Below are 11,228 nucleotides of genomic sequence, written 5' to 3' on the forward strand. Positions count from 1 at the left end.
AAGACCGCCCTGGGATTTCCAGCACGATCGTGCTTTTTCGCGGTGAAATTATGCCCGTCACCCCTTGAGCGCGGAAAGAACTTCGTCGAGCATTTTCTTGGCGTCGCCAAACAGCATGCGGTTGTTGTCCTTGTAGAACAGGGGGTTGTCCACCCCCGCATAGCCCGACGCCATGGAGCGCTTCATCACGATCGAGGTCTTGGCCTTCCACACTTCGAGCACGGGCATGCCTGCGATGGGGCTGGTCGGATCATCCAGAGCGCTGGGATTCACGATGTCGTTGGCGCCGATGACCATGGCCACGTCAGCATTGGGGAAGTCCTCGTTGATCTCGTCCATCTCCATCACGATGTCGTAGGGCACCTTGGCCTCGGCCAGCAGCACGTTCATGTGGCCGGGCATGCGACCCGCCACCGGGTGGATGGCAAAGCGCACATCCACGCCCTTCTCGCGCAGGGTCTTGGTGATCTCGTACACCGTGTGCTGGGCCTGGGCCACGGCCATGCCGTAGCCGGGCACGATGATGACGCTTTTGGCATCGCGCAGCAGCTCGGCCGTCTCGGCGGAGCTGACGGGCACGGCCTCGCCTTGCGGCTCGGTTGCCTCGCCCTTTTTGGCTGGTGTGCCAGCGCCCGACCCGAAGCCGCCCGCGATCACGCTGATGAAGTTGCGGTTCATCGCGTTGCACATGATGTACGACAGGATGGCACCCGAAGAGCCCACCAGCGCGCCCGTGACGATGAGCAGGTCGTTGGACAGCATGAAACCCGTGGCCGCCGCTGCCCAGCCCGAGTAGCTGTTGAGCATGGACACCACCACCGGCATGTCAGCACCGCCGATGGCCATCACCATGTGGATGCCGAACAGCAGCGCGATCGCCGTCATCACCATCAGCGGCACCATGCCTTGTTCAATGGTCTCGGCGCGCAGGAACTCGCGGCCAAACCAGATCACGATCAGCAGCGCAGCCAGATTCATCCAGTGGCGGCCAGGCAGCAACAGCGGCTTGCCACCGATCTTGCCGTTGAGCTTGCCGAAGGCGATCAGCGATCCGCTGAACGTGACCGCGCCGATCAGGATGCCGACATAGATCTCCACCTCATGAATGATCTTCTCGGCGCCCTGCAGCTGGATCGAGGTATCGACGTAACTCGCAAAACCCACCAGGCAGGCCGCAAGGCCCACCAGGCTGTGCATGAGGGCGACCAGCTCGGGCATCTGGGTCATCTTGACGACCTTGGCCGCATACAGGCCAATGCCACCGCCGATGACCAGCGCGCCGACGATCCAGGCCACGCCCGCAGGGCTGACACGGGGGCCGAACACCGTGGCCAGCACGGCCAGCGCCATGCCGACCATGCCGAACAGGTTGCCCCGGCGCGAGGTTTCGGGGTTGGAGAGCCCGCCCAGGCTCAGGATGAACAAAATGGCCGCACCCAGGTAGGCAACGGTGGCGAGACTTTGGGACATGTTCTGTGCTCCTTGTGTTCTTGTTGTGATGGAGTTACTTGCGGAACATGGCCAGCATGCGGCGCGTGACAGCAAAGCCACCGAACATGTTGACAGCCGTGAGTACCAGCGCGGCAAAGGCCAGCCAGAGGATGAGCCCATCCGGGCGCCCGTTGATGCCCGCATCGGGCGGTGCAATCTGCACCAGCGCACCGATGGCGATGATGCTGGAGATCGCGTTGGTCACGCTCATCAACGGCGTGTGCAGCGCGGGCGTGACATTCCACACCACCATGTAGCCGATGAAGCAAGCCAGCACGAACACCGTGAAGTGGCCCAGGAAGGCCACGGGCGCATAGGCACCGATGGCCCAGAACAGCACGGCCAGCACGGCAAAAACGATGGTCAGCGTCTTGGCAGACATCGGTGCGCCCGGACCATGGCTGGATTTTTTGGCAGCCACAGGAGCTGCCGCGGCCTTGGGTGCCGGCACAGGGGCCTGCTTGAGCGGTGGGGCGGGCCAGGTGATCGCGCCATCCTTGACCACAGTGAGGCCGCGGATCGCGTCGTCCTCCATGTTGACCACGGCCACGCCGTCCTTGGCCTTGCACAGCTCTTCAGCCAAGCGCAGCAGGTTGGTGGCATACAGCGTGGACGACTGCTTGGCCAGGCGCGAGGCCAGATCGGTGTAGCCGACGATGGTCACGCCGTGGCGCACCACAGCCTGGCCAGGCACGGTCAGCTCGCAGTTACCACCCTGCTCGGCGGCCATGTCCACGATCACGCTGCCGGGCTTCATGCTCTGCACCATCTCGGCCGTGATGAGCTTGGGCGCGGGTTTGCCCGGAATCAGCGCGGTGGTGATGATGATGTCGGCATCCTTGGCTTGCTCCGCGTACATCTTGCGCTGCGCGGCCTGGAAACCCTCGCTCATGACCTTGGCGTAGCCGCCGCCGCCCGAGCCTTCTTCCTCGTAATCCACCTTGACGAACTCACCGCCCAGCGACTTGACCTGGTCAGCCACTTCGGCACGCGTGTCGTTGGCGCGCACGATGGCGCCCAGGTTGGCAGCCGTGCCGATGGCGGCAAGCCCCGCCACGCCCGCGCCTGCGATGAACACCTTGGCCGGCGGCACCTTGCCCGCGGCGGTGATCTGGCCGTTGAAAAAGCGGCCGAAGGCATTGGCCGCCTCGATGACGGCGCGGTAGCCGGAGACGCCAGCCGTGGAGGTCAGCGCGTCCATCTTCTGGGCGCGCGAGAGCGTGCGCGGCAGGCAGTCGATGGCCAGCACCGTGGCCTTGCGGGCCGCGAGCTGCTGCATCAGCTCGGGGTTCTGGGCGGGCCAGATGAAATCAATAAGCGTCGTGCCCTCACGCATCAGCACCACTTCGTCGCTGCTGGGCGGGCGCACCTTGAAGACGATGTCTGATGCTGCCCACAGCGCGGCAGCGCCGCCCACGATCTGGGCCCCGGCGGCGCGGTAGGCGTCATCGCTGAAGTTGGCGGCGTCCCCAGCCCCCGACTCCACAGTGACCGCAAAACCCAGCTTGATCAGCTTCTCCACCACATCGGGCACGGTGGCCACACGCTTTTCGCCGGGGAAGATTTCCCTGGGCACGCCGATACGCTGCGGCTGCGGGACGGGGCTGGTCTGCATGGGAGGTCTCCTCGAAGTTGTGGAATCGTTGGGGCCGGCGTGTCTGCCGCTGCGTCAGCCCGCCCAGGGGCGTGCGGCGGCCTGCTTCTTGGCAAAGCAGGCCTCCACGGCATCCAGGAGCTGCTGCTGCTCTGCGCTGGCTGGAGGCACGATCAGCGCTGCGCCCTGCATCACGGAACGCAGGGTCAGCACGTGGTAATCGGTGAATTTTTCTAAGCTGCGCTCCAGCACAGCAGGCACTTCGCTGGGTGCCAACGGGCGGTTGCGCAGCATGTGGGAACTGGCAACCCAGAGGTTGTTCGCATCGGAATCGCCCAGACCCAGATGTTGGCGAAGCAGGGCCAGAACGCCCTCTTTCTGCTCCACGGTCACGGCGCCAGTCGCCTGCACCATGGCCAACGCCATCACAGCCACCACATCCACAGGGTGCTCCAGCGTGTAGAGCGGCGGCGTTGTGACCTTCCTGGACCAGGCACGGCGGCGGAAAAAGGCCAGCGGATTGAGCCAGCCTACGTCAATGCCAAAACGGCGCAGAGCTTCCATCGCCATCGTGAAAGTGATGATGAGCCCCAGGATTTGCAGGATCACGCCCATGGTGAATCTCCCTCTCTTGTGTTGTCTTGTAGTTTTGTTGTTTTGTTATCTGTTTGCACCGCTCATTTCCGGGATGCGGCTTCGGCAAACGGGAAAGGCGGAATGGCCAGGTGGCCGTCCACCATGCCGGCGCTCAGGCGCACAGCCTGGGCCAGGTCATGGGCCCATTGCTGGAAGGGCAGGCCTGCGACCAGGAACTCTTCGTTGTTGCGCGGCCGGACGCTGATCAGCCGCTGGTCCACCAGGGCATCCACCACCACCCAGACACCCGCTTCGGTGACGTAGCGGTAGCCCACATGCGAATAGGGGGCGTTCAGCGCGATCTGGCGGCTGGCCATCCATTGGACAAGATCGGGCCGGTTCTTTTCGAGCCACTTGGGGCTGCTCGCCCAAAGCTTGAAGCGCAGGCAATCGGCCCGCACAGGGCTGCCATCGGCGGGATCCTTCACGATGACGTCCTGTTGCGCCGGACAGTACCCCCCCCCTTGCGGAGACCCCCGCAAGTCGCCCGTGCGGTTGGTCTGCACACGCAGCGCAGCCAGCCATTCACCTTTCGCACCACGCAGCCCCACGTCACGGGTTTGCAGCGAGGTACGGCCTCCGGGGCCCGCAATGGCTTCATCGGAGGTACCCAGGTCTTGCCACGCCCCTGGCGGCAACACCAGACGGGCGCGCCCGACTGGATATTCGGCCTTTGGAGGAACGGTCAGGGGCGCACACGCCACCGTCAACACCGCCACGGCAAATACAGGCAACAAGCGCCGAAACTTCGAAATAGTCAGAGTCATAGAGAAAGGTTCATACGAATTCGCCTTCAATCATCCCACGGCACCCGAGTCCGTCCATCGACGGCTTCTGCCATGCAACAACCAGCTCGGTGTAACTGGTGAGAAATGTGTTGAAAGCGCCCTGGTATCGGACACTTCTTACGGCGCTGCCGGTGGGCAAGCTGACCGCGAGCTTACATGAAGAAAATCTTGCCGCTGTCGCCTTTGTCTGATGTAGGGGGAACTCCCCAGTCCATCTCGTATCGGGGCAAAAAAAAGCCTGGCTGCGCAACGCAGCCAGGCCGATCGGGCGGCCCTGCAGGGCCTTGTGCCAACGGTCAGTTCACCACTTGGGCCAGCGTACCCGCCGCGTACTGGGCCGCCACAGCCTGAAGGCTCAGCCCCTTGATCTTGCTGCCCTGGCCTTCGCAGCCGAATTCCAGGTAACGCTGCTTGCAGACCTGCTTGGCGGCTTCGCGTGCAGGCTTGAGCCACTCGCGCGCGTCGAACTTGTCGGGGTTTTCAAACAGGAACTTGCGCACCGCGCCGGTCATGGCCAGGCGGATGTCGGTGTCGATGTTGATCTTGCGCACGCCGTGCTTGATGGCTTCCTGGATCTCCTCGACCGGCACGCCGTAGGTTTCCTTCATCTTGCCGCCGTACTGGTTGATGATGGCCAGCAGCTCGGCAGGCACCGACGACGAACCATGCATCACCAGGTGGGTGTTGGGAATGCGCTGGTGGATTTCCTTGACGCGGCTGATGGCCAGGATGTCGCCCGTGGGCTTGCGGCTGAACTTGTAGGCGCCGTGGCTGGTGCCAATGGCAATCGCCAGGGCGTCCAGTTGCGTGGCCTTCACGAACACGGCGGCCTCTTCGGGGTCGGTGAGCATCTGGCTGTGGTCGAGCTTCACATCGGCGCCAATACCGTCTTCCTCGCCGGCTTCACCGGTTTCGAGGTTCCCCAGGCAGCCGAGTTCGCCTTCAACGGTAACCCCCACCTTGTGTGCCATGTCGACCACCTTGCGGGTCACTTCGACGTTGTAGTCGAACGACGAGGGCGTCTTGCCGTCTTCCATCAGCGAGCCATCCATCATCACCGAGCCAAAGCCCAGGTCGATGGCGCCCTGGCAAATCTTGGGCGAGGTTCCGTGGTCCTGGTGCATCACCAGCGGGATGTGCGGGAAGGCTTCGACGGCGGCCTGGATCAGGTGCTTGATGAAAGGCTCGCCAGCGTACTTGCGTGCTCCGGCGCTGGCCTGCAGGATGACCGGGGCGCCCACTTCGTCGGCAGCGGCCATCACGGCCTGGACCTGCTCCAGGTTGTTGACGTTGAAGGCAGGGATGCCATAGCTGTTGGCTGCGGCATGGTCGAGCAGTTCGCGCATCGAAACGAGGGGCATGGTCGTAGGGTCCGTTGAGGGTTGGAGAAGGCGCTGTAAGCCGGTCATTGCGGTGGTAACCGCTTGGTAACTCGCGATTTTAACCGGGGGGCGTGACCGCCGAAGGGGGCAAATCCAACCGAAAACAGGTGGTAAAGGGCTGGGCGGCAGGTGCTGGACCGAAATTACCGCCATGGATGTCTGCCACCCGCCGCAGGATTTCGTGGCCCAGGTGCAGGCTGTCAGTGGGACTTCTCGCACCCGCAGTGGCGGGCAGGTCGCCATGGCGCCTGGCGCCGTCATCACACACCTGCAGCCAAACACCCGCTCCCTCAGTAGCACCCACCTGCACCGCGATGTGCGTGCCCTCCGGCGTGTGCTTGAGCGCGTTTTCCACCAAATTGCGCGCCGCGATGTCCAGCAGCAACACGTGCCCAGACACCCAAAGCTCCGGTGGCGCCGACAGGGCGATGTCATCCCCCCGCTGCCAGGCAGCCTGCGCATAGTCAACACACACTTGGCGGGCCACGGCACACAGGTCCACCGGTGCCTTGGCCTCGTGCAGTTCCGCCCGGCTGGCGCGCGCCAGGGCCAGCAGCTGGTTGAGCACATGGCCAGCCCGCAAGGCGTCCTGGCCAATGCGGGCAATGGCCTGCGCCCTTGCGGCGGAATCCAGCTCTCCGCCCAAGGCACTGGCCTGCAGGGCAATGGATGACAGGGGCGTGCGCAATTCGTGCGCGACTTCGTTGGCCAACCTGCGTTCGCGCACCAGCGCGGCCTGCTGACGGTCCAGCAGGGTGTTGATGGACGCGACCACCGACTCGAACTCGCTCCAGGCATGGCGCGAGGCCAGGCGTGGCGCGCTGGCAGGGTCGAGTGCCGCGACGTCTGCCGACAAGGCATACAGCGGCCGCAAGCCCCGCCACAGGGCCAGGCCCAGGGCGAGCGACACGACGGGAAGCAGCCAGAGGCCAGGCTCGATCATCTGCTCGGCAATGTCCTGGGCAAGCTCGTCGCGCTCGCGCAACTCCAGCAGCACCATGATCTTGCGCGCCCGCGCGGCATCCCACTGCGAAAAGCTGCGCCATACCGCCTCGTCCGGCCCCAGCGCCATGTTGGCGAATCCCTCGACATCGCCGAAGGCAGGTGCTGGCGCCGTACCGCTGTGATGGAGCATGCGACCCTGCGCGTCCCACTGGACCACGCTGAGGGACTGCTGGTAGTCGTGCGACTTGAGCCAGGGTGTGGCCGCGCGCTGCGTGACCTGCGGCCCTTCGGTGGCCTCGGTCGCGCGCAGGTTCAGCAGCAGGGCAGCCACACTGGCCAGGTGCCCGTCGGTCAGTTCATCCGCCTCGTGTACCCCTGTCTGGTAGCCAATGAACACGAAACTTCCCCACACCAGTGCCAGCGCCCCGAGGCACCACAACAGCAGCTGGCGCGTCAGCGACGGCCGGCGGGCGCGCGCGACAGGAGTCGCTGCAGAGGCGCTCATGCCGAGGGCTCCTGGGGCATGAAATAGCCCACGCCCCGCATGGTCTGGATGCACGCACTGCCCAGTTTGCGGCGCAGGTGGTGGATATGGACCTCCACCGCGTTGCTCTCAATGGCGGCATCCCAGCTGTACAGGCGCTCTTCGATCTGCTGGCGCGAGAGCACACGCCCCCGGGCCTCCAGCAGCACCAGCAGCACCGAAAACTCCCGGGGCGACATCTCTACCAGCTTGCCGCCCTGGTGGACGGTTCGCGCCGCAGGGTCCATCTCGATGTCTGTGTAGCGGAGGGTGGGAGACGCCCGGCCGGCGGCCCGGCGCAACAGGGCGCGCAAGCGTGCATCCAGTTCATCGATGTCGAAGGGCTTGGCCAGGTAGTCATCCGCCCCCTGGTCCAGCCCCGCAATGCGTTGGTGCACCTGGTCACGGGCGGTGACGATCAGCACGGGAGTGGAGGGATCGGGCAACATCTGCGGAGCCCCGGCCCCAGGCGCCGGGCTCAGGCGCAACCGCCTGAGCAGCTCGCCGCCATCGCCATCGGCCAGCCCCAGGTCCAGCAACACGGCATCAAAACGCTCCACGCGCAGCGCACCCCAGGCACTGGCTACGCCATCGCACACATCCACCGCATAGCCACGCTGCTGGAGGTTGGTACGCAGGCCTGCGGCAATGCCGGCATCGTCTTCGACCACGAGTATTCGCATGCAGCCATTGTCGCCGCGCGGTGCACCCTGCGGAGGGTCATTAAGACAGTGTTAAGTGGGGCACCCTATGGTCCGTGGGATGTTGTCCCCGCCTTCCCAGCCCCGTCGTTTCGCCGCCCGCCACCGTACTTTGCTCCTTTGGACGCTGGGTATCCTGGCCGCCGTGGTGGCCTGGGACGCCGGGGGACAGGACATCCCCCTGGCCCAGGCGTTTGGCTCTGCCACGGGGTTCCCGCTGCGGGAACAATGGTTCTTCGTGCAGGTGCTCCATGAAGGCGGCCGCCGACTGGGGTGGCTGCTGGTGCTACTGCTCACGCTGGGGGTGTGGTGGCCCCGGGGCGTGCTGCGGCGCCTGGATGCGGGCGAGCGGCTGCAGATGGCCCTCAGTGCCCTGCTGGCACTTGCGGCAGTGAGCGTGGTCAAGAACCTGAGCACCACCAGCTGCCCCTGGGACCTGGCGGAGTTCGGTGGCGTGGCGCGCTATGCCTCCCATTGGGCGCTGGGGGTGATCGACGGCGGCGGCGGGCGGTGCTTCCCGGCGGGCCATGCCTCAGCGGGCTTTGCTTTTGTGGGGGGCTACTTCGCGCTGCGCCACAAAGCACCTGCTGCCGCGCGATGGTGGCTGGCAGGCGCACTGCTGGCAGGCTTGGTTCTGGGCGGCGCCCAGCAGGCGCGGGGCGCACACTTCATGAGCCACACCCTGTGGACAGGGTGGCTGTGCTGGACGGTGGGTTGGCTGTGCGACCTGGGCGCTTCGGCCCTGCGCCCACGCCTGGCCGCCCTCTCCGCAGCCGCCACAGCGGCCGACGACCCCCCCCGGGCCGCCAGCTGATTGCTCAGCGCCTGGCTTTTCAGCTCGCCACGCAGATCTTCAGCATATTGGTCCCGCCCGGCGCACCCATGGGTTCGCCGCAGGTGATGGCGTAGACATCGCCCTTTTGCACGATGTTGCGGTTCTTGAGGTGGCGCTCGGCCTGCTCAAGGGCCGTATCGCGGTCAGCACTGGTGTCCATGAGCAGGGGGCGCACGTTGCGGTACATGGCCATCTTGCGCTGCGTGGTCACCTTGGGCGTGAGCGCATAGATAGGGATGCGGATGCTGTGTCGGCTCATCCACAGGGCCGTGGCACCGCTGTCGGTCATGGCCACGATGGCCTTGGCACCCAGGTGGTGGGCCGTGAACAGCGCGCCCATGGCGATGGACTGGTCGATCCGGCCAAAGGTCTGGCCGGTGAAGTCGGCGTCCAACTGATGGTCCTCCGCCGCCTCGGCCGCAGCGCAGATGGTGGCCATTTCTTCCACCGTCTCCAGCGGGTAGCGGCCCGCGGCCGTCTCGGCGCTCAGCATCACGGCATCGGTGCCATCCAGCACGGCATTGGCCACATCACTCACCTCGGCGCGCGTGGGCACGGGGTTGGTGATCATGCTTTCCATCATCTGCGTGGCGGTGATGACGACCTTGTCCAGCTCGCGCGCCATGCGGATCATCTTCTTTTGCAGCGCGGGCACGGCCGCGTTGCCCACTTCCACCGCCAGGTCGCCGCGCGCCACCATGATGCCGTCGCTCACGCGCAGGATGGCTTCCAGGTGGGGGATGGCCTCGGCCCGCTCGATCTTGGCGATCAGGCCCGGCTTGTGACGGTACTCGGACGCGGCCACATTGCACAGCTGGCGCGCCATTTCCATGTCGGTCGCGTTCTTGGGAAAGCTCACCGCCACATAGTCGGCCTGGAAGCTCATCGCCGTACGGATGTCTTCCATGTCCTTGGCCGTGAGGGCCGGTGCCGTGAGGCCCCCGCCCTTCTTGTTGATGCCCTTGTTGTTGGACAGCTCGCCGCCCACCTTGACCGTGGTGTGCACCTCTTCGCCCCGCACCGCATCGACGGTGAGCACGATCAGCCCGTCATTGAGCAGCAGCAGGTCGCCCGCCTTCACGTCGCGCGGCAGCTCCTTGTAGTCCAGCCCCACACCTTCGATGTCACCCAGCTCGGTGCGCGATGCATCGAGCACAAACTTGGCGCCCGACTCCAGCTGCACCTTGCCTTCGGCAAACTTGCCCACGCGGATCTTGGGGCCCTGCAGGTCGGCCATGATGGCCACTTCGCGGCCTGCGCGCTGCGCGGCGGCACGCACGGTGGCAGCGCGGTCGATATGGTCCTGCGCCTTGCCGTGGCTGAAGTTCAGCCGCACCACATTCACCCCCGCTCGGATCATGGCCTCCAGCAGTGCCGGGTCGCTGGATGCGGGGCCCAGGGTGGCAACAATCTTGGTGGCGCGGCGGGTAGGCATGGGTTTGTCTCTTTCTCTCGTTTGTCTGGTGGATGTAATCGAGTTTCAATTCTCACACGAAGCGGTTACATGCGAGTTACCCCTTGCATCCGCCCTGTGGCCCGGGGCCCATCAGAGCAACGGGTACGACAACAGATGCGCCAGTACATGGGCAACGATTGCCGCCTCCAGACCATGGCGCGCATAGAGCCAGCCCGCCACCAGGCCAAAGGCCGTATTGCCCACCAGCACGAACACCACGACGGGCCAGGTCAACACCCCGGCCAGCGCCTGGGCAGCAGGCAGATGCCCCAGTGCAAACAGCAGGGCACTGAACAGCACCGCCACAGCCACAAGCCCCCAGCCCGGCTGGCCCTGCCCGCGCTGCCACACCCGCCAGCCCAGCCACAACAGCAGGGTCATCACGCCCCAGCGCACCAACAATTCTTCGGTGATGCCGCCATACAGCAGCTTGACCAGCAGGGGCATGGCACTGGCGGGGTCCGAAGGCTGGAGCGCCGCGGGCGCCACCTGGGACAGCGCCCACAGCCACGCAGCACCCGCCACACCGCCCAACACGCCGGGCAGGGACTGGGCACGCAGCGCAGGGCCGATGGGCCTGCCGGCCAGCCAGGAAGACACAGCGGGCGTCTGCAGGCCCACGCGGGGCGCCAGCCACGCACCTATTGCCACGGCCAGCGCCAGCAGCACGGCCGTTTGCAGCCCGCTGAGCAGCACCACAGCCCAGAGCGGCAACGGCAGCAGGGCCTCGTTGGCCCTCAAGGGCGGGAGCAGCGCCCACACCACCGCCACTACGCCAGGCATGCCCAACAACCACAGCGCACCGCCCAGTCGCCACTTCGCGGGTTGCCCCTGGGCACCCGCCGATTCCGCCAACACAGCGTTGTCCACGGCCATG

Annotated in this window: 10 protein-coding genes; 1 reads left to right on the top strand and 9 read right to left on the bottom strand. The window is 65.5% G+C overall.

The annotated features are described in order from the left end of the window. Nucleotides 1-57 precede the first annotated feature (57 nt). From pntB to ASE52_RS15300, 7 genes are all read right to left on the bottom strand, one after another. A complete protein-coding gene (pntB, locus tag ASE52_RS15270; protein WP_010464279.1) occupies nt 58-1,470 on the bottom strand; it encodes a Re/Si-specific NAD(P)(+) transhydrogenase subunit beta in 1,413 nt (470 codons plus the stop codon). Between the two features lie 34 nt (nt 1,471-1,504). Then, entirely contained in the window at nt 1,505-3,106 is a 1,602-nt protein-coding gene (locus ASE52_RS15275; protein ID WP_057227333.1) for a Re/Si-specific NAD(P)(+) transhydrogenase subunit alpha, read from the bottom strand. A gap of 54 nt (nt 3,107-3,160) precedes the next feature. Then, nucleotides 3,161-3,700 (bottom strand): hypothetical protein, encoded by a 540-nt coding sequence (locus ASE52_RS15280; RefSeq protein WP_057227335.1) that lies wholly within the window; start codon nt 3,698-3,700, stop codon nt 3,161-3,163. 62 nt (nt 3,701-3,762) lie between these two features. Further along, nucleotides 3,763-4,488: a hypothetical protein gene (locus ASE52_RS15285; protein WP_057227337.1), complete on the bottom strand. Its 726-nt coding sequence runs from the start codon at nt 4,486-4,488 to the stop codon at nt 3,763-3,765. Between the two features lie 317 nt (nt 4,489-4,805). After that, on the bottom strand, nt 4,806-5,870 hold the full coding sequence (gene fba, locus ASE52_RS15290) for a class II fructose-bisphosphate aldolase (RefSeq protein WP_057227339.1): 1,065 nt from the start codon (nt 5,868-5,870) through the stop codon (nt 4,806-4,808). A 79-nt stretch (nt 5,871-5,949) separates the two neighbouring features. Continuing rightward, on the bottom strand, nt 5,950-7,341 hold the full coding sequence (locus ASE52_RS15295) for a two-component sensor histidine kinase (protein ID WP_010464289.1): 1,392 nt from the start codon (nt 7,339-7,341) through the stop codon (nt 5,950-5,952). Beyond that, complete coding sequence (locus ASE52_RS15300; RefSeq protein ID WP_029414129.1) at nt 7,338-8,042, bottom strand: response regulator transcription factor; 705 nt, start codon at nt 8,040-8,042, stop codon at nt 7,338-7,340. Before ASE52_RS15300 ends, ASE52_RS15295 begins: the two co-directional genes overlap by 4 nt. A gap of 79 nt (nt 8,043-8,121) precedes the next feature. On the opposite strand from ASE52_RS15300, the gene ASE52_RS15305 reads away from it, so the two are divergent. Beyond that, nucleotides 8,122-8,874, top strand: a complete 753-nt coding sequence (locus tag ASE52_RS15305; protein ID WP_057228444.1) for a phosphatase PAP2 family protein — start codon at nt 8,122-8,124, stop codon at nt 8,872-8,874. A 19-nt stretch (nt 8,875-8,893) separates the two neighbouring features. Here the strand turns inward: ASE52_RS15305 and pyk are convergent, their stop codons facing one another. Further along, the gene (pyk, locus tag ASE52_RS15310; protein ID WP_057227341.1) at nt 8,894-10,330 is read right to left on the bottom strand and encodes a pyruvate kinase; all 1,437 of its coding nucleotides are present in this window, start codon (nt 10,328-10,330) and stop codon (nt 8,894-8,896) included. 111 nt (nt 10,331-10,441) lie between these two features. Beyond that, complete coding sequence (locus ASE52_RS15315) at nt 10,442-11,227, bottom strand: CPBP family intramembrane glutamic endopeptidase (RefSeq protein WP_057228446.1); 786 nt, start codon at nt 11,225-11,227, stop codon at nt 10,442-10,444. Nucleotide 11,228 lies beyond the last annotated feature (1 nt).

Source organism: Acidovorax sp. Root275, from assembly GCF_001428965.1.
GTDB classification, from domain to species: domain Bacteria; phylum Pseudomonadota; class Gammaproteobacteria; order Burkholderiales; family Burkholderiaceae_C; genus Acidovorax; species Acidovorax radicis.

What these genes read in the sequence shown, in the direction of transcription:
- pntB (WP_010464279.1), bottom strand. Translation starts at nt 1,470, where the DNA reads ATGTCCCAAAGTCTCGCCACCGTTGCCTACCTGGGTGCGGCCATTTTG.
- ASE52_RS15275 (WP_057227333.1), bottom strand. Translation starts at nt 3,106, where the DNA reads ATGCAGACCAGCCCCGTCCCGCAGCCGCAGCGTATCGGCGTGCCCAGG.
- ASE52_RS15280 (WP_057227335.1), bottom strand. Translation starts at nt 3,700, where the DNA reads ATGGGCGTGATCCTGCAAATCCTGGGGCTCATCATCACTTTCACGATG.
- ASE52_RS15285 (WP_057227337.1), bottom strand. Translation starts at nt 4,488, where the DNA reads ATGACTCTGACTATTTCGAAGTTTCGGCGCTTGTTGCCTGTATTTGCC.
- fba (WP_057227339.1), bottom strand. Translation starts at nt 5,870, where the DNA reads ATGCCCCTCGTTTCGATGCGCGAACTGCTCGACCATGCCGCAGCCAAC.
- ASE52_RS15295 (WP_010464289.1), bottom strand. Translation starts at nt 7,341, where the DNA reads ATGAGCGCCTCTGCAGCGACTCCTGTCGCGCGCGCCCGCCGGCCGTCG.
- ASE52_RS15300 (WP_029414129.1), bottom strand. Translation starts at nt 8,042, where the DNA reads ATGCGAATACTCGTGGTCGAAGACGATGCCGGCATTGCCGCAGGCCTG.
- ASE52_RS15305 (WP_057228444.1), top strand. Translation starts at nt 8,122, where the DNA reads ATGTTGTCCCCGCCTTCCCAGCCCCGTCGTTTCGCCGCCCGCCACCGT.
- pyk (WP_057227341.1), bottom strand. Translation starts at nt 10,330, where the DNA reads ATGCCTACCCGCCGCGCCACCAAGATTGTTGCCACCCTGGGCCCCGCA.
- ASE52_RS15315 (WP_057228446.1), bottom strand. Translation starts at nt 11,227, where the DNA reads ATGGCCGTGGACAACGCTGTGTTGGCGGAATCGGCGGGTGCCCAGGGG.